Raw genomic sequence first — 20,772 nt, forward strand, 5'->3', positions numbered from 1 at the left:
CAGGATGTCCGCAAGTCTCAGCCAGCACGAAGCCCTTGTCCACGTCATGGTCATGATGTCCGCCGTCGACCGGAACATGACCGACGACGAGATTGCACGCATCGGCGTGCTCGTGCGGTTCCTCCCGGCCTTCGACGGTTTCGACGAAGACCATCTGATCCATATCGGCCGCGAATGCGCCGCCCAGCTTGCGGCCCCCGAGGGCCTCGACGTGGCGCTCGAAATGGTTCGCGAAGCGTTGCCGCAGCGGCTCTATGAAACGGCCTATGCCCTTGCGGTCGAGATCGCTGCCGCCGATCAGCGTATCCGCAACGAGGAAATCCGCTTGTTGCAGCTGCTGCGGGACCGTTTGGGCCTCGACAAGCTCGCCTGCGCAGCAATCGAGCGCGGAGCCATCGCGCGCTTCCGCAAGTAGGCTTCTGAAAAAAGGTCCTTGCCCGTTTCCGGCACGGAACGGGCCGGGGTCGATGCAACGGGGATCGATGCATGCTCTATTTCGGTCTCGCCGAACCGGTCTGGCGGCTCGCCGCCTTTGCCGCCGCCTTCGCCGCGCTGGCAGTGCTCGAGCTTATTCATCCGCGGCTGGAGAGGCCGGAGCTGATGCGGGCACTGAAGGCACGCCGCTGGGTCACCAACCTGTCTATTCTCGTCCTATCCTCCCTCCTGCTTCGCGTCGCCTTTCCCGCTGCCGCTACCGGCGTTGCCATCTGGGCTCAGGGGCGCGGCTACGGCGTGCTCCCGGCTCTTGGCGTGACCCCGCCGCTTGCCGGCCTGATCGCCTTCATCGCGCTGGACTTCGCCATCTGGTTTGAGCACGTCGTGTTTCACAAGATACCTGTCCTGTGGCGCATCCACCGCGTCCACCATGCCGATCCCGGTGTGGACGTCACCACGGCCCTTCGCTTTCATCCCCTCGAAATTCTGCTGTCGATGATCTGGAAGAGCGCGGTTATCATCCTGCTCGGCGCGCCCGCACTCGCCGTTCTCCTGTTCGAAATCGTGCTCAATGCCGGGGCGATGTTCAACCACGCCAATTTGCGGCTGCCGAAAGGCGCCGACAGGCTGTTGCGCCAGGTCATCGTCACGCCCGACATGCACCGCATCCACCATTCCGTGGAGAAGCGGGAGACCGATTCAAACTACGGCTTCAATCTTTCGGTCTGGGATCGGTTGTTCTCGACCTACGTCGCCCATCCATCGCGCGGCGACGATGCGATCGAGACCGGGCTGAAGGCCTACGGGCGCGTTGCACCCGTGAAGCTCCTATGGTCGCTGATACTCCCCTTCAGGCGTCGCTAGGGGATAGCCGCGAGTGGAGCCGCCTCAATAAATCCCGTTCGGGAAATAGCGAAGATAGATCTCCTCAAGCCTGCCGCTGCGTGAGAGTGCCAGCAAAGCGTGGTCGATCGCCTGGGTCAGCGCCGGCTCGGCCTTGCGGTTCATGATCGTCAGTCCCTCGCCCAGGAAGCGTTGGGAAAAATAGGAGCCCTCCAGCATGGCGCAGCATCCCCCGGCGAGGTTGCCGGAGACCCAGAAGGACAATTGCATGCCGTCGGAGAACGCGGCCGCGACGGTGCCTCCGCGAAGCGCGGAGAGCAGTGCGTCCCGGTCCGGAAAGCCCTTGGCTTCGAGCTTCGGGAAAAACGCCTTCAGCATTGCCTCATGCGTGGTGTCGGAGACGACGCCGACGGGCTTCCCGGCGAGATCGGCAGGACCGGTGATCGCGCCGGCGGCCTTGGTGTTGACGACGACGCGGGCGGGAAGTTGCATGAAGGCGCGGGAAAAGGCGAAACTCTGCCTCAGCTCCGAAGTCACGGCAATGCCGGCGGCAATCGCTTCCCCTTGCCCCTGTTCGAGGGCCGGCATGAGCTCCGGATAGGTCACTGCCTGGATCTGGCACTTGGCTTCGATCTCCAGCTCACGGCATATCTCGCGGGCGAGGTCGACATGGAAGCCCGACAGCTTGCCCGACTGGTCGATGAAGTTGAAGGGCGGGAAGTCGACGGTGGTCAGGAAACGAAGCCTGGCAAGGCCGCTGAGGTCCGGCTTGGCAATCCGTTCGCGGGCATCGAACAGCCGGGGCAGTTCCTTCGGCTGTGCCAAAGCCAAACCCGGGGCGAAAACGGCCGACAGTATCAATACCCAGAGAATCCGCAGCGCTATGGCGCCTCTATGAAAGGAGGAATTGGAGCGGGTGATCGGGATCGAACCGACGACATCAAGCTTGGGAAGCTGGCGTTCTACCACTGAACTACACCCGCGACAGAACCGGAAATTTCCTCAACAGCCGCGATCTGTCAAGCACAATGCTCACTCGGCGCGAAAATGCTTGGAGAGCTTGAGCCCCTGCGCTTGATAATTGGAGCCGAGATCGAGGCCGTAAAGTCCCTCCGGACGTTCCAGCATGTGCTCGTAGACGAGACGGCCGACGATCTGCCCGTGCTCCAGAATGAACGGTACCTCGTGGCTGCGCACCTCGAGCACCGCCCGGCTGCCGCTGCCGCCGGCCGACGCATGGCCGAAGCCGGGATCGAAAAAGCCGGCATAATGGACGCGGAACTCGCCCACGAGCGGGTCGAAGGGTGTCATTTCGGCGGCATAGCGCGGCGGCACATGGACGGCTTCGCGGGACACGAGGATGTAGAACTCGTCCGGGTCGAGCACGAGATCGTCGCGGCCGCGGCTGTAGAGCGGCTCCCAGAAGTCGAAAACGGCATGCTGGGCTTTCTTGTCGACATCGACCACCGATGTATGATGCTTGCCGCGGTAGCCGATCAGGCCGTCCGGTCCGGTGCCCTTGAGATCGATGGAAAGGGCAATGCCGCCGCCGGAAACGTTCGGCCGGTCACTGGCGACGAGCACGTCGCTTTCGTGCAGAGCCAGCAGTTCCTGCTCGGAAAGAACCGAGTGGCCTATGCGGAAGCGTATCTGCGAAAGCCGCGAACCGCGCCTGACGACGATCGGAAAGGTTCGCGGGCTGATTTCGAGATAGAGCGGTCCGCTATAGCCCGCCGGGATCTTGTCGAACTCCTGCGCCCTGTCGGTAATCACGCGTGTGAAGATATCCAGGCGGCCGGTCGAGCTCTTCGGATTGGCGGAGGCCGACATGTCTGCCGGCAACGACAGGCTTTCCATCAGCGGCACGATGTAGACGCAGCCGGTCTCAAGCACCGCGCCTTCGCTCAGATCGACGACATGCAGCTTGAGCCGGTCGAGCTTGTCGGCGACCAGATGAGAAGGGCCGGGCATGAAGCTCGCCCGGACGCGGAACGCCTTGGATCCAAGGCGAAGATCGAGGCTGGCCGGCTGGATCTGGTCATCATCCAGCGCCTTCTCGCTCTTCAGTCGTCCCGAGGCATACAGCGCAGCAATTGCGCGGTCGGCCAAAATCCCTGTGTCGCGCCCCATTCCGATCCTCATTTACAGTTGCCAGACAAAACCAAACTCCGGGAATTGACGCAAGCGCGGCCAGGCAGTATTGGAGCTTTATCCCGTGGTGATTTGGCCGGTCGGCTTGCAGCCACGTTAAACAAGTAGCTAAAAAGGCCGGGTGTCAAACCGGTCGTTTCGCGGCCGGTTTTTTTGTTTTTGAAAGTGACGTTCTCATGAGCAAGAATTGGCGCCCGGCAACCCAACTCGTCCACGGCGGAACGCTCCGCTCCCAGTACGGCGAGACTTCCGAAGCGATCTTTCTGACGCAAGGCTTCGTCTACGACAGCTCCGAAGCGGCGGAGGCCCGGTTCAAGGGCGAGACCGACGGTTTCATCTATGCGCGCTACGGCAGTCCGACCAACGACATGTTCGAGAAGCGCATGTGCATGCTCGAAGGCGCGGAAGACGCGCGCGCCACCGCCTCCGGCATGGCGGCGGTTTCCGCGGCAATCCTGTGCCAGGTGAAGGCGGGCGACCACATCGTCGCGGCCCGGGCGCTCTTCGGCTCCTGCCGCTGGGTCGTGGAAACGCTGGCGCCGAAATACGGCGTCGAGTGCACCCTGGTCGACGGTCGCGATCTCAAGAACTGGGAAGACGCGGTGCGTCCGAACACCAAGGTCTTCTTCCTCGAAAGCCCGACCAACCCGACGCTCGAAGTGATCGACATCGCCGGCGTCGCCAAGCTCGCCGATCAGATCGGCGCCAAGGTGGTGGTCGACAACGTCTTCGCGACGCCGCTGTTCCAGAAACCGCTGGAGCTTGGCGCCCATGTCGTCGTCTATTCCGCGACGAAACACATCGACGGCCAGGGGCGCTGCCTCGGCGGCGTGGTGCTCTCCGACAAGCAGTGGATCGACGAGAACCTGCACGACTATTTCCGTCACACCGGCCCGGCCATGTCGCCCTTCAACGCCTGGACGCTGCTGAAGGGGATCGAGACCCTGCCGCTGCGCGTCAAGCAGCAGACCGAAAGCGCCCGCCGCATCGCCGATTTCCTCGCGGAGCAGCCGCAGGTAGCCCGCGTCATCTATCCGGGCCGCAAGGATCACCCGCAGGCCGACATCATTGCGAAGCAGATGAGCGGCGGCTCGACGCTGGTCGCCTTCGAGCTCAAGGGCGGCAAGGAAGCAGCCTTCGCCCTGCAGAACGCGCTTGAAATCATCCGGATCTCCAACAATCTCGGCGATTCCAAGAGCCTGATCACCCATCCGGCGACGACCACCCACAAGAACCTCACCGACGAAGCCCGCGCCGAACTCGGCATCTCCGCCGGAACGGTGCGCTTCTCGGCCGGGATCGAGGACAGCGAAGACCTCATCGAGGATTTCGCAAGGGCGCTGAAGGGCGTAAACGCCTGACCGACACCATGACGAAGCCCGCGTCAGCGGGCTTTGTCGTCAGTCTTGCCGAAATGTCAGTCTTGCGAGAACGATCCGCGACAGCGCCGTATAGAGGCAGACGAGCGCGAAGACCGTTGCGAACAAGGGGAACCACCCGGGCAACAGGCACGACAGCAGAAAAAAGACGATCGTCTCCGTGGCCTCTGCGAGCCCCGTCGTGAAGTAGAGCGACTTCGCACCGCGCACCTCGGTCGTCAGGCCGCGCTTCTCGGCCATCACGGCATAGGCGAGGAAGCTCGCGCCGTTGACATAGAAGGCGAAGAGCAGAAATCCGCCGGCAAGACCGTTCGCGGCCGGATCTGCGATGATGAAACCGAGTGGGACGGCCCCGTAAAAGGTGAAATCGAGAACGATGTCGAGAAAGCCGCCGAAATCCGTTTTCCGGCTCGCGCGGGCGACGGCTCCGTCGAGGCCGTCGCAGAGCCGGCTCACAAGGATCAGAGCGGCGGCGGGCAGGTAAGCGCCGAGACCGATGAGCAGGGCTGCCGCAAGGCCAAGGCAAAGGCCGAGGATGGTGACGGCATCGGCACTGACCCCGCGGCCGGCCAGTGCGGCGCCGAACCTGTCCAGAACCGGATCGAGCCGCCTGCGAAGCACGCCGTCAAGCATTGCCGCTGCCTCCTGGGAAATTTGATACCACTCGCACAATCTCGCCGTTATTCTTGACGAAACCATATTGCTGTAGAATACGCGTACGGATTTGAAATAGGGTGTTGCACATGTACCGCGCGCTGACACGCGACATCGAAGTGACGGTCGAGCCGTACTACCTGGAAGAACAGTCGGATCCCGACGACAGCCGCTATGTCTGGGGCTATCGCATCATCATAGCGAACCATTCCGGGCGCGCGGTCCGGCTGATGACCCGCTACTGGCACATCACCGACGAGAACGGTCAGGTGGACGAGGTGAGCGGCCCCGGCGTGATCGGCGAGCAGCCGCTGCTCAACCCCGGCGATACCTACGAATACTCCTCCGGCTGCCCGCTGGATACGCCCTCCGGCGTGATGTTCGGCCATTACAGCATGGAGGCGGAAGGCGGGGAGACTTTCGATGTCGCCATTCCCGCCTTCTCGCTCGATTCACCGGGCCTCGTCCGCACGCTTAATTGATTCAGCGCGCAATTCAGCGCGGCTGCGCTATTGCGGGCGGACTTCGCTCGCCTCGAAGCGGTAGGTCGTCGAGCAGAACTCGCAGGTCACCTTGACCAGGCCGTCCTCGACGCTGGCTTCGATATCCTCGTTACCGAGCCCCACCAGAACGTCCTTGATCTTCTCGCGCGAGCAGCTGCAGCGATCGTAGACCGCCTGCGGCTCATAGACGCGCACGCCGCGCTCATGGAACAGACGGTACAGCAATCGCTCGGTACCGACCGTCGGATCGGTGAGTTCATCGGTGTCGATCGTCTCGACCATCACCTTGGCTTCCGCCCAGAGGTCGTCCTCGTCGAAGAAATCCTCGTGGCCTTCGTCACCGTCGCCGCCCGGCAGATCCGCCTGGCGCATCCTGTCCGGCGCGTCGGGCAGGAACTGCGCGACCATGCCGCCGGCGCGCCAGCGGTGCCGCGGCTTGCCGTTCTCGTCCTTGTCGAGAAGCTCGGCAACGGCGAGGCGCACCCTGGTCGGTATCTGCTCCGACTGGCGGAAATAGGCACCGGCGATGTCCTCGAGCGTCGCCCCGTCAAGCGCGACGATGCCCTGGTAGCGCTGCGTGTGCGCACCCTGGTCGATCGTGAAGGCGAGGACGCCGTTGCCCAACAATTCATGAGGCTGGACGCGCCCGCTCTTTTCGGCGTCGGCAAGCGCCTCCTCATCATAGCGCGCATAGGCGCGGACGCGGTCCGGCGTCGAGAAATCCGCAACCACAAGATCGACCGGTCCATCGCCCTGTGTCTGAACGATCAGCTTGCCTTCGAATTTCAGAGACGTGCCGAGCAGGACCGTCAACACCACTGTTTCGGCGACAAGCCGCGCGACAGGAAGCGGGTAACCGTGCCGCTCGAGAATGGCATCGAGCATCGGACCAAGCTGGACGGCGCGGCCGCGCACGTCGAGTCCCTCGACCTGAAAGGGCACGACGTGATCGTCACCGGCAAAATCGAACTCGCCAAGTCCCGGCGCTGTTTCTGTCATCGCTTGCTCCTTGCCTCGACCATGGTCACGCGGATCGATTCAATCCGGGATGTGGCCATGACCCATTCCAAAAACTGCATGCGGGATGCGGATGGAAACCGCTCGTTTCTTTTGATTTCCGACACGGCTTGCATCGAGTGCACCGGCGCGCACCGGTACAACCGCCCGCCATTCCATTTGATCCCGTCATGGACGAATTTCTCCGCCGGCATTTGCTCTGCCTTAAAGCACCCCGCAGGGCGCCAAGCGCAGGATAGCCGGCGTGGGGCGACTGGCCGATTTGATGATCGGAAGGCCCCGCTCACCGCTCTAAATCGTGTTGCACCGTCCAGATTTCAAGAGAACGCCTTCAGCCGTCACACCGCGCCCATGCACCAGGCGAGGATCGATTTCTGCGCGTGCAGCCGGTTCTCGGCTTCGTCGAAGACCACCGACTGCGGGCCGTCGATGACCTCATCGGTCACTTCCTCGCCGCGGTGCGCCGGCAGGCAATGCATGAACAGCGCGTCGGGCGCTGCATGCTTCATCAGTGCGCCGTTGACCTGGTAGGGCTGGAAGACGTTGTGACCGCGGGCGCGATGTTCCTGGTTCATCGAGATCCAGGTGTCGGTGACGACGCAGTGTGCGCCGGCAACCGCCTGCTCCGCCTCGTGGCTGAGCAGGATCTCGGCCCCGTTGTTGCGCGCCCAGTTCAGGAACTTGTCATGCGGTTCGGAGCCGAGCGGCACGGCCATGTTCATGCGGTAGCCGAAGCGCGCCGAGCCTTCGATCAGCGAGTGAAGCACGTTGTTGCCGTCGCCGGTCCAGGCGATCGTCTTGCCCTTGACCGGTCCCCGGTGCTCCTCGAAAGTCATGATATCGGCCATGATCTGGCACGGGTGCGTATCGTCGGTGAGCCCGTTGATGACCGGCACGGTCGCATGCTCCGCCATTTCCAGAAGCCGGCGGTGATCGGTCGTGCGGATCATGATCGCGTCGACATAGCGCGACAGGACCTTCGCCGTATCGCCGATCGTCTCCGCCCGGCCGAGCTGCATTTCCGTACCCGACAGAAACAGCGTCTCGCCGCCGAGCTGGCGCATGCCGACATCGAAGGAAACACGCGTGCGGGTGGACGGCTTCTCGAAGATCATCGCGAGCATCTTGCCGGCAAGCGGCTTCTCGGCAGTCCCTGCCTTGGTCGCCGACTTGCGGACGCGGGCATCGTCGATGATGGTCCTGAGGTCGGTGGCCGTCATGGCCGAGAGATCGAGGAAGTGTCTGGTCATACTGCCTTGTTTCCTGTCGTAGAATCCGTTTGTCGGCCCCGCCCGGGCCGGATCGATCCGAAACGTCGGGGCATTCAAGCCGCGGCGTTGCCGCTCTTGCCACTCACCGCCTCCGCGGCGCGTTCGAGCCGTGCCAGTCCTTCGCGCGCCTCCGCGGGGGTGGTGATCAGCGGCGGCAACAGGCGCAGCACGTTTTCGCCGGCCGGGACGACGAGCAGCTTCTCGGCGCGGATCGCCTTCAAAAGGTCCGCGGAGGGCACCTTGGCCTTGATGCCGAGCATCAGCCCGTCGCCGCGGATTTCCTCGATCACGTCCGGAAAACGATCCTTCAGCGAAGCGAGCCCCTGACGGAAGACGAGAGCAACCTCGCGCACCTGATCGAGGAAGCCTTCGGCGAGAACGACGTCGAGCACGGCATTTCCGACCGCCATTGCGAGCGGGTTGCCGCCATAGGTCGACCCGTGCGTGCCCGCCACCATGCCGGCGGCCGCCGCTTCCGTCGCAAGGCAAGCGCCGAGCGGGAAGCCGCCGCCGATGCCCTTGGCTACGGCCATGATATCCGGTTTGATGCCAGCCCATTCATGGGCGAAGAGCTTGCCGGTCCGGCCGACACCGGACTGGACCTCGTCGAGGATCAGAAGCAGGCCGAACTCGTCGCAAAGTTCGCGCAGCCCCTGCATGAATTCCTTCGATGCCGGCCGAATGCCGCCCTCGCCCTGGATCGGCTCGACGAGGATCGCCGCGGTTTCTTCATTGATCGCGTTCTTGACCGCCGCGATATCGCCGAAGGGGACCTGATAGAAGCCCGGCGCCTTCGGCCCGAAGCCCTCGATGTATTTCTGCTGTCCGCCGGCGGCGATCGTTGCGAGCGTGCGGCCGTGGAAAGCACCTTCGAAGGTGATGACGTGGAACTTCTCGACGTGCCCCTTGGCGAAGTGATAGCGCCGCGCCGTCTTGATCGCACATTCGAGCGCTTCCGCACCGGAATTGGTGAAGAACACCCGATCGGCGAAGGTCACCTGGGTCAGCCTCCGGGCAAGGCTTTCCTGCCCCGAAATCTCGTAGAGATTGGACAGATGCCAGACCTTGTCGGCCTGCGCCTTCAGCGCCTCGACGAGATGAGGATGGGCATGGCCGAGCGAGTTTACGGCGACACCGGCAGCGAAATCGAGATAGCGCGTGCCGTCTTCGGCGATCAGCCAAACGCCTTCACCTCGTTCGAAACGCAACGGCGCGCGCAGATAGGTGTCGTAAAGCGGCGTGGTTGCGGCCATGTCGAGCTCTCCTTCATTCCGGCGGCACGGACCATTCGGCCCGATAAAAATCAAAAATGCCGCCTTGCGGCGGCGACAGGCACTATTCCCATTTCGCACCGCGATGTCAACAAAACCAAGGTTTGCAGGCGCTTTGCGGATGCCGATTCCGAAGCACGAAAAAATCGCACTCTGGGACTTGCAAAAATGCAACGCTCCGACAGCAAGTTGGGGAAAACCGCGAAATCGATTCGGCGCGATTCCGGCGACTCTTGCCACGGAGTCACCCTGCCGGTAGGTTAACATTCAATTACTAGACGCATGCGGCGGACCTAGTCACCAAAAGTATTATCGCGTTGAATCTTCGGGTTTTTCCCGGAGAGCGGTGACGGATTCCGCCATCCCAACGCCGAGAACGGGGAGTGCAGAGATGAACTGGACTGACGAGCGGGTCGAGAAACTGAAGAAGCTGTGGTCGGAGGGCCTGAGCGCCAGCCAGATCGCGGCGCAGTTGGGCGGCGTCAGCCGCAACGCGGTCATCGGAAAGGTTCATCGGCTGAGCCTGCCCGGGCGCGCCAAGGCCGGCGGAAGCACGACCGCTGCAGCCCGGCCCAAACGGGCGACGTCTGCCCCGCGCGCACCGAACTATGCTGCGCGTTCCGTAACACGCACCGTGACCCGCACGGCCGGTGCGACCGCGCTCAAGGAAGAGCTCGCAGTCGACCTGGAAATGGACCAGGAGCTGCAGATCGACAGGAACATCGTCCTGCCGATGTCGCGGCGGCTGGAGCTCACGGAGCTTACCGAACGCACCTGCAAGTGGCCGATCGGCGACCCGCTCAAGGAAGAGTTCCACTTCTGCGGCAACGACTTCCCGGAAGCCTCTCCCTATTGCACCTTCCATGCCCGGCTGGCCTACCAGCCCTCTGCCGAGCGCCGGCGCATGCGCTGAGGCGCCTTGCTCATCCCGCTCTGGATGCACGACGAAAATCGGGGCCGGAAAGGCCCCTTTTTCTTTGCCGTGCCGCAAGCCGGCACGGGCGGCAGCGACCTTCAGCCTCAGCTCTCCAGCGAATAGCCAGCGCCGCGCACCGTCCGGATGACGTCCGGCATGTTGGAAAAGTTCAGCGCCTTGCGCAGCCGCCCGACATGAACGTCCACGGTCCGTTCGTCGACATAGATGTCGTGTCCCCAGACACCGTCCAGGAGCTGTGAACGGGAGAAGACGCGCCCCGGTGAGGACATTAGAAATTCCAGCAGCCGGAACTCCGTTGGGCCAAGGCGCACTTCGCGACTGCGTCGGTGGACGCGGTGCGTCTCCCGGTCGAGCTCGATATCGCCGCAGCGCAGGAGCGTCGACAGAACCTCGGGCTTGGCGCGCCTGAGCATCGCCTTGACCCTCGCCATCAGTTCCGGCGTCGAGAAGGGCTTGACGACGTAATCGTCGGCGCCGGTGGCAAGGCCCCGCACGCGCTCGCTTTCCTCGCCGCGCGCGGTCAGCATGATGATCGGCAGACGCTCCGTTTCCGGCCGCTGGCGCAGCCTGCGGCAGAGCTCGATACCGGAAACCCCGGGCAACATCCAATCGAGGATGAGAAGGTCGGGCAGGCGCTCCTGCAGGCGGATCTCCGCCTCGTCGCCGCGAAGGATCGTATCGACCTCGAAGCCTTCCGCCTCGAGATTGTAGCGCAGGAGAACGCTCAGGGCTTCCTCGTCTTCGACTACGGCAATCTTCGGCAACATTCAGTAGGACTCCTTCCTACGCACGACAGCCGTCATGCCGCCGCGCACGGTGGTAGGCCGCGCCGAGGCGGCCAGAACAATTCTGCATAGGCACCGGATGCCGGGCGATCTCAGTCCGTCACGGAACCCAATGTCGACGTCATGTCGTCCTTCGGCCGTTCGCCCTGCGGCTGGGCGCCTGTCGCCATATAGTAGATCGTTTCGGCGATATTGGTCGCGTGATCGCCGATACGCTCGATGTTCTTGGCGCAGAAAAGAAGATGCGTGCACGGCGTGATGTTGCGCGGATCTTCCATCATATAGGTCAGCAGTTCCCGGAACAGGGACGTGTAGATCGCATCGATCTCTTCATCGCGTTCGCGAATGCTGTTCGCCTTTTCCGGCGAACGGGACGCGTAGACGTCCAGGACTTCCTTCAACTGAACGAGCGCGAGCTCAGCCAGGTGTTCGAGGCCGCGCGCAAGCTTGCGCGGTATGCCTGAACCGGCCACGGCAATCACCCGCTTTGCGGTGTTCTTGCCGAGGTCGCCCACGCGCTCCAGGTCCGCGGCGATGCGGATCGAACCCATGATCTCCCGAAGATCCGAGGCCATGGGCTGGCGTTTGGCAATAGTGACGATCGCCTTTTCGCCGATCTGCCGTTCCGCGTCGTCCAGAATGGTGTCGTCGGAAATCACCTTCTGGGCCAGGGCGAGATCGGAATTGACGAGCGCACGGACGGAGTCCGCGACCATCTGCTCGGCGAGACCGCCCATCTCGGAGATGCGGCGCGTGAGATACTTCAACTCTTCGTCGAAGGCGGACATGATGTGTGCGTGAGACATATTCGTTTCCTCGGGGGACGCGCTGTTCTGAATGGGCCTCGTTCGGTCTTAACCGGGAGGGACGGAAAAGCGCCGCCCCTCTCCGGCCATCAGCCGAAGCGGCCCATGATGTAGTCCTGGGTGCGCTGATCGTCCGGGTTGGTGAACATTTTATCGGTATCGTTCTCCTCGACGAGATTGCCGAGATGGAACATGGCCGTGCGCTGCGACACGCGCGCCGCCTGCTGCATCGAGTGGGTGACGATCACGATCGTGAAATTCGCACGCAATTCGTGGATGAGTTCCTCGACTTTCGCGGTCGCGATGGGATCGAGCGCCGAGCAGGGCTCGTCCATCAGAATGACTTCCGGGCTGACGGCAACGGCGCGGGCGATGCAGAGGCGCTGCTGCTGGCCGCCGGAAAGCCCGGTGCCCGGCTCCTGCAGCCGATCCTTCACCTCGTTCCAGAGCCCGGCCTTCTGAAGGCTCGTTTCCACGACCTCGTCGAGCTCGGTCTTGGTGCGTGCCAGGCCATGGATGCGCGGGCCGTAGGAGACATTGTCGTAGATCGACTTCGGGAACGGATTGGGTTTCTGGAACACCATGCCCACGCGGGCACGCAATTCCACCACGTCGATCGACGGATCGTAGATATCGTCCTCGTCGAGCGTGATCTTGCCCGTGACGCGGCAGTTCTCGATCGTGTCGTTCATGCGGTTCAAAGTGCGCAGAAACGTCGATTTGCCGCAACCGGACGGACCGATCAGCGCCGTGACCGTGTTCTCGCGGATATTGAGGTTGACGTCGAAGAGCGCACGCTTTTCGCCGTAATAGACCGACACATCGTTGCCGATCATCTTGTAAGGCACCGTATTCATTTTCTGCTCAAGAGCCTTTTCGACTGCAGCTTCCGACATGATGTTCATAGTCCTTACCCCACTACCAGCGACGCTCAAAGCGACGCCGCAAGAGAATTGCGCCGAGATTCATGAAGATGAGAAAGATCAGGAGAATGATGATCGCTCCGGACGTACGCTCGACGAAGGCACGTTCTGCCTCGTTCGCCCACATGTAGATCTGCACCGGCAGCGCCGTGGATGGCTCCAGCGGCGACCCCGGAAAGTCGACCACGAAGGCGACCATGCCGATCAGAAGCAGCGGCGCCGTTTCGCCCAGCGCATGGGCGAGGCCAATGATCGTGCCGGTCAGGATGCCGGGCATGGCAAGCGGCAGCACGTGATGGAAGATGGTCTGCATCTTCGATGCGCCCAGGCCGAGTGCGGCGGAGCGGATCGACGGCGGCACTGCCTTCAGGGCCGCCCGGGTAGCGATGATGATGGTCGGTAGCGTCATCAGCGTCAGCACGAAGGCGCCGACGAGTGCTGCCGAGCGCGGCATGCCCGCGAAGTTGATGAAGACGGCAAGCCCGAGGAGGCCGTAGACAATGGACGGTACGGCCGCCAGGTTGTTGATGTTCACCTCGATCAGGTCCGTCAGCCGGTTTTTCGGCGCGAACTCCTCGAGATAGATGGAGGCGGCGACGCCGATCGGCAGCGACAGCACGAGCACGATCAGCATCATGTAGAGCGAGCCGAGAAGGGCCACGCCGACACCCGCCGCTTCAGGCCGGCTCGATGCGCCGAAGGTGAAGATGCCGGTGTTGAAGCTCTTCTTGAGCACGCCGGCCTCGGCAAGCTGGTTCATCCACGCGACCTGCGCATCCTTCACCTTGCGTTTGGCTTCGTCGACCGACAGGTCGATCTGGCCCTTGAAGGCGGAGTCGATGTTCGCCTCGGCAAGCAGCGTGACGGGAACCGTCCTGCCGATCACCGACGGATCGGCGACGACGATGTCACGCAGTTGCGTCCGGGCGCTGGCGGAGACCATATCGGTCGCCTGCTTCACCAGCGGCCGCTTCGACGGATCGAGGCCGAGCTGCTTGACCAGAGCCTCCCGCACGAGCAGCGGATAGTTGGCGGTATAGAGCCGCTTCGGATCGGACGCCCGTTCGTTCTTCGGATCGATCACCTTCTCGGAAAACTCGATCGGCAACGTGATCGTCGTCTGCTGGAAGGCGGTATAGCCCTTCGAAACGACGCTCCAGAGGAGAACCGCGAGGAAGAACAGACCGATGGCGATGGCGCTGATTCCGAAGGCACGGAAGCGGCGCTCCGCGGCATAGCGGCGCTTGATGCCGATATCGCGTCGGCTTGCGGCAGGTCGGGTGGAGACCCTTACCGTCGGGGAGGCAAATTCGGTCATTCGTACTGTTCCCGATATTTGCGCACGATGTAGAGCGCGTAGATGTTGAGGCCGAGCGTGATGACGAAGAGCGTGATGCCGAGCGCAAAGGCGACCAGCGTCTGCGGCGAGGTGAACTCGAGGTCGCCCGTCAGCTGATTCACGATCTTGACCGTCACCGTGGTCATCGGCTCGAGGGGGTTCAATTGCATGCGCGCCGCGACGCCGGCAGCGAGCACGACGATCATCGTCTCGCCCACCGCGCGCGAGGCCGTCAAAAGCAGCGCCCCGACGATGCCGGGAAGTGCTGCAGGCAGGATCACCTTCTTCACCGTTTCCGAGCGCGTCGCACCGAGACCGAGAGAACCGTCACGCAGCGCCCGCGGCACCTGGGTGATGATGTCGTCGGACAACGACGAAACGAACGGGATGAGCATGATGCCCATGACGATGCCGGCGGTGATGACGCTCTGGGCCTGAATGAAGTTCTGGTAGTTGCCGGTGACGAGACCGTTCAGTTGCGCGGAGATGTCGCGCAGGAAAGGCCCGACGGTGACCAGCGCGAAGAAGCCGTAGACGATCGTCGGGATGCCGGCGAGCACCTCCAGAAGAGGCTTGGCTGTGGAACGCAGCCGCGGGCTCGCATACTCGGCCATGTAGATGGCGGCGAAAAGCCCGATCGGCACCGCGAAAAGCATCGCCACGAAGGCGATATACAGGGTGCCGGCAAGGAGCGGCAGCAGGCCGAACTGGCCGGAGGCGCCGCCGCTTCCGGCCGCAGCGAAGCGCGGATCCCAGACCGTGCCGAAGAAGAACTCGAAGGGCGAGACCATGGTGAAGAAGCGGCCCGCCTCCGAGAGCATCGAGGCGACGATGCCGACCGTCGTCAGAATGGCTATGGAAGAGGCGAAGATGAGCGAGCCGAGCATGACGCGCTCCACCCGATTGCGGGCACGGAAACGGACGTCGATATTGCGGATGGCGTAGAGCCCGCCGGCAACGGAAACGAGCAGCACGACGGCGCTCATCAGCCAGCGGCTATATTGCCGCATCGCATTGAACTGCTGGGCGGACTGGATCATGTAAGGCTCGCCCTCGCCGGCAAGCGCCACGCCCTTGGCGGCCAGGGCTTCCCGCATGTTGGTCGAACCGTTCTCGATTGCAGCGACCTCGCCCGCATTCAGGCGTTCGAAGCCCGCGGCCACGGACTTGACCTGACCGAGCGCGAGCTGAACGGTGGCTGCCCCCTGGTTCTGGACCGGTTCCGGAAGAGACGAGCGAACGGAGTAATCGACATAGATCGGAGCTGCGACGAGCCATACCGCAAGCAGAAGAAGAGCCGGCAGCATCGCCCAGATGGCGACGTAGCTGCCGTGATATCCGGGCAGGGAATGCAGGCTGGCGAGCTTGCCTCCGGACCGGGCGAACGAGCGCGCACGGCCGGCAAGAAACGCAATGAAACCGATCAAAGCTATGATCAGGAGAAGGAGCGAAGTACTCATCGGCACGTCTCCGCGACAGGCTTGTCGTAAGCCCCGACAAATTCGAATGCGGCTCCGGCGCTGCGAAGCGCCGGAGCCTGTCATGATCAGAGCAGGTTGCCTGCCTCGAAGGACGTGCGGATTTCCTCGCGCTCGGCGTCCGGAGCGGCAACGAGGCCGTATTCGGCAAGCGGGCTGTCGGGGCCGATCATCTGATCGTCGACGAAGAATTCGACATATTCCTTGAGGCCCGGGATCACGCCGATGTGAGCCTTCTTGACATAGAAGAACAGCGGGCGGGAAACCGGATACTTGCCGGAAGCGATCGTCTCGGTCGAGGGAACGACGCCGTTGACGGTCGCGACCTTCAGCTTGTCGGCGTTGTTTTCGTAGAACGAGAGACCGAAGACGCCGATGCCGTTCTTGTTGGAGTCGATACGGGCCAGCGTCTCGGTGTAGTCGCCGTCGATATCGACGGCCATGCCGTCCTTGCGCACCGCGATGCACTTGCTGTGCTGCTGCTTCTCGTCGCTGACGGCGGCCTTGATGACGTCCTGAGCGCCGGTGTCCTTGCAGCCGGCGGCAAGGATCTTCTCTTCGAAGACTTCGCGCGTGCCGTGCTTTTCGCCCGGAATATAGGCGGCGATTTCGGCGTCCGGCAGCGATGCGTCGACTTCCGACCACTTCTTGTAGGGATTGGCGACGAGCTTGCCGTCGACGACGACTTCGGCAGCGAGCGCCTTGTAGATGTGCTCCGGCTTCAGGGCGAGGTCGGCATTGCCGGCGTCGGTGGCGAAGACGATACCGTCATAGCCGATCTTCACTTCCTGGATTTCGGTCACGCCGGCAGCCTTGCAGGCCTCGACTTCGCTGTCCTTGATCTTGCGGGAAGAGTTGGCGATATCGATCGTGTCTTCACCCACGCCCTTGCAGAATTCCTTGAGGCCGGCAGAGGAGCCGCCGGACTCGACCACCGGGGTCTTGAAGTCGGGGAAGGTCTCGCCGAAATTCTCGGCAACGATCTTGGCATAGGGAAGAACGGTCGAGGAGCCGGCGACCTGGATCTGGTCGCGAGCCGCAGCAACGCCCGCGAAGGCGGCGGATGCAACCAGCGCCGCTACAGTGAGTTTAAGAGATTTCATGAATGTTCTCCCGGAATGGGCTTGTGTTGGTGCGCCAGGGTTCAGCGCTCTCTTCGCCGTTTCATCGGCCGCCCCTAGTTAGCCGCCGATGGCTACAGCTTTTATGTCAATTCGGTGAAACATTTATGACAGGCTAACATGCTGAAAATACTTCCTGATTTCCGCGCAGGAATATTTCAGCGCGGCGTCGTGTGTCAGAAGCGGACCTTGAAGACCGTGCCCTTCCCCACCTCCGAATGGATGAGCAGGCGGGCGCGGTGACGCGTGAGGATATGCTTGACGATGGCGAGGCCCAGGCCGGTGCCTTTCTTCGACCGGCTCGCCTCGACATTGACCCGGTAGAAGCGCTCGGTGATGCGCGGGACATGCTCGGCAGGTATTCCCGGGCCGTGGTCGGTAACCGTCACCTCCGCCTGATGACCGTTCCCGCCGGTCAGCCGGACATCGACCTGCTTGCCTTCCTGCCCGTATTTGCAGGCGTTCTCTATAAGGTTTTCGAAGACCTCCACCAGTTCGTCCCGATCCCCCTGGACGAAAACCGGCGTCTGCGGAACCTCCAGCGCGATCGTCACGTCGAGCTCCCCCGCAAGCGGCGCCAGGCTGTCGCGCACGTGTCCGAGCAGCGGCCCGAGATCGACGGCATCGTCCGGCGCGATGTGCGACTTCAACTCGAGCCGCGACAGCGACAGGAGGTCGTCCACGAGCCGGCTCATGCGCGTGACCTGCTCGTGCATGATTCCGAAGAATTTCTCCTGGGCCTTCCGGTCGTCGCGGGCGGGGCCCTGCAGCGTCTCGATGAAGCCGCGCAGAGATGCGAGCGGCGTGCGCAGCTCATGGCTGGCATTGGCGACGAAGTCGGAGCGCATCCGGTCGATGCGGCGGGCCTGCGAGATATCGCGATACGTCAGCAGGAAGATGCGCCGGCCGGAAACTTCGGAACCTATGTCCGCGGGCGCGACGCGAACCACGTAGACCGCCTCCGAAGGCAGCCGTTCCGCATGCTCGATCTGGTTGACTTTGCCTGTCGCGATCGTCTCGCGCACCATGTCGAGAATGCCGGGCGAACGGACGCGGGCGGAAAGATAGCTGTCCTGGGGGATGGTTCCGAAAGCCTTCTCTGCGGCAACGTTCTGGAAGACGACGGTCTCGTCGGCCGCCACGACGAGCACCGGCATGTCGAGCGCGTCGAGCAGGGGAGCGAGCGGGTCGGCCTTGGTTTCCACGGCAGCGCCGACGCTCGCCGGCGCTGCCTGGACTGGCGGTACCCCCCGGTTGAGGATGGCCGCGACGAGCACGATCCAGAACGGCAGAACGGCCAGCGGATGGATGCCCGCCAGTGCGGCAAGGAAGGCGAGCACGACGGACAGGCCGAGAAGCCCGCGTTCCGCCTTCAACCTCGGCAGCAGGGTGCGCCAGAACACCTTCGCGCCATCCAACACGATACCCTCGTTCCTCAATTCGCTGCCTCCTGCACCTCGACGACTGCTGCTGACCCAGCCAGCGGCCCGGATGCCGCAGAAGTGAGGGTAACCGCCTCAAATCCTCCATCAGAATCCGGCCATAAGGGCGCAGAGATAGCGCTGCTTCATGACATGATTTTCACGACATGCTTGAATCCGCAATGTAATTATGGCCTCCTCCGGAGAAATCGAGCGAGCGGGAGGAAACAGATGGCACGCCACGAAGCACCGGCCGAAGCAAGGCCGGGGAACCGGGCGGTCGAACTGGAGATTGACGGCAGAAGCCGCATCTTCGACATCGACGATCCGGACCTGCCGAAATGGATCGACGGGGAAGCCTTCGGCTCCGACGATTATCCCTACAAGAAAAAGCTCGATCGGGAGGAGTACGAAGAAACGCTGACGAAGCTGCAGATCGAACTGGTCAAGGTGCAGTTCTGGATGCAGGCGACCGGCAAGCGCGTAATGGCGGTCTTCGAGGGCCGCGACGCCGCCGGCAAGGGTGGTGCGATCCACGCGACGACGGCCAATATGAATCCCCGCTCCGCGCGCGTCGTCGCACTGACGAAACCGACGGAGACCGAACGGGGGCAGTGGTATTTCCAGCGCTATGTCGCAACCTTCCCGACCGCCGGCGAGTTCGTCCTATTCGACCGCTCCTGGTACAACCGCGCCGGTGTCGAACCGGTGATGGGCTTTTGCACCGCCGACCAGTACGAGCAATTCCTCGAAGAGACGCCGCGTTTCGAGGAGATGATCGCGAACGAGGGCATCCATCTCTTCAAGTTCTGGATCAATATCGGCCGGGAGATGCAACTGAAGCGCTTCCATGACCGGCGCCACGACCCATTGAAGATATGGAAGCTTTCGCCGATGGACATCGCGGCGCTGAACAAGTGGGACGGCTACACCGGAAAACGCGACCGTATGCTGAAGGAAACGCACACGGAGCACGGGCCATGGACCGTCATCCGCGGGAACGACAAGCGCCGCTCCCGCATCAACGTGATCCGCCACATGCTGACGAAGCTCGACTATGACGGCAAGGACGAGACGGCGATCGGCGATGTCGACGAGAAGATCCTCGGCTCCGGCTCCGGTTTTCTCAGGTGATTCCGACGCGCTGACGATCAGCCGCCCGGCTGCACCCGGATCGCAAAGAGATCGAGGCTGTTGCCGCCGCCGCTGAGATCGCTGTTGATCACCAGTTTTCCAGGGCTGCTAGGTGCCGAGCCGCGCTCGAAATTGATCTTCAACAGCATGTCGACCCGCTCGTCGTGTACGGTGAAGCGGTGCCGGCCGCAGTCGCCGAGCGTCGAGAAATCGCATTCGACTGAGAATTCGGTTGCCTTGCCCGGAGCTGCCTGGACCGTCAGGGCGAGTGTCGATGACTTGCCCGACAGCTGAGCAAGGACATCCGCGGGAATTTCGATCGCCACATCGCCCTCCTTGGAGGCCGCTGCCGAAATCAACCGCAGGCTCTCGCCTGCATCACCGCCGGACGGTTCCGCGCTGGCGCGCGGCCCCGGCGTGACCGCCGCAGTTTCTCCGGGAGCAAAGACCTCTATCCAATCGCCGGAGAAGCCCTCCTGGGCGCCGAGGGTCTGCAGGCCGGCCGCGCCGTCGAAATCCTCCGCATCCACCGTCGCGGGCGGATTGGCGACGCCGGTGTCCGTCGGCGGCCGGAGCAGGTCGTTCGTCTGAACCCACCAGACGGCGACACCGGCCGCCGCTGCAAGCGTGGCAACGATCATCGCATAGGAGAAGAACCGGCTGCGCCTGCGCTTGCGCGGTCGCTGGTCGGCGACGCCCGGATCGGGAGCAGGCTTGCGCGCGGGTTCTATTCTTCCCTCGTCCGCCGCCGCTCTGAAAGCCGCCGGCGAGCCGTCGCGTTCGGGACGCAAAGCGCCAAGCCCGCCATCCGCCTGTGCAGGCGGGCTTCCCTCCGGCTTCAATGCCGGCTCGCTCCGTGGCGCGGCGGGTACTGACGCTTCGGGAGCGGGCTCTACCCTCTCGCCCCTCGCCTTCACCTCGCCAAGGCTCACCACCGGAGTCTGAGCGCGCTCCTTAAGGGCAGCGCGCTCTTCCATCTCGATCGCGCGGATGACCGCTTCGAGCCGGTGACGTTGCACGGAGATGACCTCCGGATCTTCGATCTGCTGCTTCTGCAGACCATTTTCCAGCGCCTGACGCGCCGACTGATAGATGCGCGCCCGGATCTCCGCATTGCTTCGATCCGCTCTTTCCAGCGCATTCCTGATCGCTGTCTCAAGTCCGCTCACGTCAAATCCTTCTGCGCGAAGTCTTCCGGTTGCCGCAATACGCTGCCGGATGTGCCTTTCTCGCGACGAGCCCCGCCTCTTCCCGTCACACGCCGTTGGTTTTATTAAGGATTGGGTAACCGCTGCATTGCGAAT

At 63.0% G+C, this 20,772-nt stretch carries 21 protein-coding genes, 1 tRNA gene and 1 riboswitch; of the genes, 6 read left to right on the plus strand and 16 right to left on the minus strand.

Going from position 1 to position 20,772, the window contains the following annotated elements; translation table 11 throughout:
* Positions 1–4: 4 nt before the first annotated feature.
* Entirely contained in the window at positions 5–415 is a 411-nt protein-coding gene (locus N0Q91_RS15330) for a tellurite resistance TerB family protein (protein WP_100669672.1), read from the plus strand.
* Between the two features lie 71 nt (positions 416–486).
* Positions 487–1,299, plus strand: a complete 813-nt coding sequence (locus tag N0Q91_RS15335; RefSeq protein ID WP_275596830.1) for a sterol desaturase family protein — start codon at positions 487–489, stop codon at positions 1,297–1,299.
* Positions 1,300–1,323: 24 nt separating this feature from the next.
* Here the strand turns inward: N0Q91_RS15335 and N0Q91_RS15340 are convergent, their stop codons facing one another.
* From N0Q91_RS15340 to N0Q91_RS15350, 3 genes are all read right to left on the minus strand, one after another.
* On the minus strand, positions 1,324–2,109 hold the full coding sequence (locus N0Q91_RS15340) for a transporter substrate-binding domain-containing protein (RefSeq protein WP_275598141.1): 786 nt from the start codon (positions 2,107–2,109) through the stop codon (positions 1,324–1,326).
* 77 nt (positions 2,110–2,186) lie between these two features.
* A tRNA-Gly gene (locus N0Q91_RS15345) sits at positions 2,187–2,261 on the minus strand.
* Positions 2,262–2,310: 49 nt separating this feature from the next.
* The gene (locus N0Q91_RS15350; protein ID WP_018094113.1) at positions 2,311–3,408 is read right to left on the minus strand and encodes a 2'-deoxycytidine 5'-triphosphate deaminase; all 1,098 of its coding nucleotides are present in this window, start codon (positions 3,406–3,408) and stop codon (positions 2,311–2,313) included.
* A 75-nt stretch (positions 3,409–3,483) separates the two neighbouring features.
* A riboswitch (SAM riboswitch) is annotated at positions 3,484–3,562 on the plus strand.
* 43 nt (positions 3,563–3,605) lie between these two features.
* Here N0Q91_RS15350 and N0Q91_RS15355 point away from each other — a divergent pair.
* Positions 3,606–4,790 carry an O-succinylhomoserine sulfhydrylase gene (locus N0Q91_RS15355; protein ID WP_100669676.1) on the plus strand — a complete coding sequence of 395 codons (1,185 nt, stop codon included), beginning with the start codon at positions 3,606–3,608 and terminating at the stop codon, positions 4,788–4,790.
* 39 nt (positions 4,791–4,829) lie between these two features.
* Here the strand turns inward: N0Q91_RS15355 and N0Q91_RS15360 are convergent, their stop codons facing one another.
* Entirely contained in the window at positions 4,830–5,441 is a 612-nt protein-coding gene (locus N0Q91_RS15360) for a CDP-alcohol phosphatidyltransferase family protein (protein WP_100669677.1), read from the minus strand.
* A 110-nt stretch (positions 5,442–5,551) separates the two neighbouring features.
* On the opposite strand from N0Q91_RS15360, the gene apaG reads away from it, so the two are divergent.
* Entirely contained in the window at positions 5,552–5,944 is a 393-nt protein-coding gene (apaG, locus tag N0Q91_RS15365) for a Co2+/Mg2+ efflux facilitator ApaG/CorD (protein WP_018094110.1), read from the plus strand.
* Positions 5,945–5,971: 27 nt separating this feature from the next.
* On the opposite strand, the gene N0Q91_RS15370 is transcribed toward apaG, so the two are convergent.
* From N0Q91_RS15370 to N0Q91_RS15385, 4 genes are all read right to left on the minus strand, one after another.
* Entirely contained in the window at positions 5,972–6,964 is a 993-nt protein-coding gene (locus tag N0Q91_RS15370; protein WP_100669678.1) for an Hsp33 family molecular chaperone, read from the minus strand.
* Complete coding sequence (locus N0Q91_RS15375; RefSeq protein ID WP_100669680.1) at positions 6,961–7,176, minus strand: hypothetical protein; 216 nt, start codon at positions 7,174–7,176, stop codon at positions 6,961–6,963. Before N0Q91_RS15375 ends, N0Q91_RS15370 begins: the two co-directional genes overlap by 4 nt.
* Before the next feature lie 144 nt (positions 7,177–7,320).
* Positions 7,321–8,232 (minus strand): ornithine carbamoyltransferase, encoded by a 912-nt coding sequence (gene argF / locus N0Q91_RS15380; RefSeq protein ID WP_018094107.1) that lies wholly within the window; start codon positions 8,230–8,232, stop codon positions 7,321–7,323.
* A 74-nt stretch (positions 8,233–8,306) separates the two neighbouring features.
* Positions 8,307–9,506: an aspartate aminotransferase family protein gene (locus N0Q91_RS15385; RefSeq protein WP_100669681.1), complete on the minus strand. Its 1,200-nt coding sequence runs from the start codon at positions 9,504–9,506 to the stop codon at positions 8,307–8,309.
* Between the two features lie 409 nt (positions 9,507–9,915).
* Between N0Q91_RS15385 and N0Q91_RS15390 the strand changes: the two genes are divergently transcribed.
* Entirely contained in the window at positions 9,916–10,437 is a 522-nt protein-coding gene (locus N0Q91_RS15390; RefSeq protein ID WP_275596831.1) for a GcrA family cell cycle regulator, read from the plus strand.
* 107 nt (positions 10,438–10,544) lie between these two features.
* On the opposite strand, the gene phoB is transcribed toward N0Q91_RS15390, so the two are convergent.
* The 7 genes from phoB to phoR all read right to left on the minus strand — a co-directional run bounded on the left by phoB (position 10,545) and on the right by phoR (position 18,352).
* Positions 10,545–11,228: a phosphate regulon transcriptional regulator PhoB gene (gene phoB, locus N0Q91_RS15395; protein ID WP_003530178.1), complete on the minus strand. Its 684-nt coding sequence runs from the start codon at positions 11,226–11,228 to the stop codon at positions 10,545–10,547.
* A gap of 110 nt (positions 11,229–11,338) precedes the next feature.
* Positions 11,339–12,052 (minus strand): phosphate signaling complex protein PhoU, encoded by a 714-nt coding sequence (gene phoU, locus N0Q91_RS15400; RefSeq protein WP_003530180.1) that lies wholly within the window; start codon positions 12,050–12,052, stop codon positions 11,339–11,341.
* Positions 12,053–12,141: 89 nt separating this feature from the next.
* Positions 12,142–12,957, minus strand: a complete 816-nt coding sequence (gene pstB / locus N0Q91_RS15405; protein ID WP_100669683.1) for a phosphate ABC transporter ATP-binding protein PstB — start codon at positions 12,955–12,957, stop codon at positions 12,142–12,144.
* A 13-nt stretch (positions 12,958–12,970) separates the two neighbouring features.
* Positions 12,971–14,293: a phosphate ABC transporter permease PstA gene (gene pstA, locus N0Q91_RS15410; RefSeq protein WP_275596832.1), complete on the minus strand. Its 1,323-nt coding sequence runs from the start codon at positions 14,291–14,293 to the stop codon at positions 12,971–12,973.
* Positions 14,290–15,774: a phosphate ABC transporter permease subunit PstC gene (gene pstC, locus N0Q91_RS15415; protein ID WP_275596833.1), complete on the minus strand. Its 1,485-nt coding sequence runs from the start codon at positions 15,772–15,774 to the stop codon at positions 14,290–14,292. Before pstC ends, pstA begins: the two co-directional genes overlap by 4 nt.
* An 86-nt stretch (positions 15,775–15,860) precedes the next feature.
* Positions 15,861–16,895, minus strand: coding sequence for a substrate-binding domain-containing protein (locus tag N0Q91_RS15420; protein WP_275596834.1), 1,035 nt, complete (start codon positions 16,893–16,895; stop codon positions 15,861–15,863).
* A gap of 194 nt (positions 16,896–17,089) precedes the next feature.
* A complete protein-coding gene (phoR, locus tag N0Q91_RS15425; protein WP_275596835.1) occupies positions 17,090–18,352 on the minus strand; it encodes a phosphate regulon sensor histidine kinase PhoR in 1,263 nt (420 codons plus the stop codon).
* Positions 18,353–18,565: 213 nt separating this feature from the next.
* On the opposite strand from phoR, the gene ppk2 reads away from it, so the two are divergent.
* A complete protein-coding gene (gene ppk2, locus N0Q91_RS15430) occupies positions 18,566–19,468 on the plus strand; it encodes a polyphosphate kinase 2 (protein ID WP_275596836.1) in 903 nt (300 codons plus the stop codon).
* A 17-nt stretch (positions 19,469–19,485) separates the two neighbouring features.
* Here ppk2 and N0Q91_RS15435 read toward each other — a convergent pair whose 3' ends face one another.
* Positions 19,486–20,637 (minus strand): biotin transporter BioY, encoded by a 1,152-nt coding sequence (locus N0Q91_RS15435; protein WP_275596837.1) that lies wholly within the window; start codon positions 20,635–20,637, stop codon positions 19,486–19,488.
* Positions 20,638–20,772 lie beyond the last annotated feature (135 nt).

It is taken from the genome of Sinorhizobium prairiense, assembly GCF_029201645.2.
In the GTDB taxonomy this organism is placed as follows: Bacteria; Pseudomonadota; Alphaproteobacteria; order Rhizobiales; family Rhizobiaceae; genus Sinorhizobium; species Sinorhizobium meliloti_A.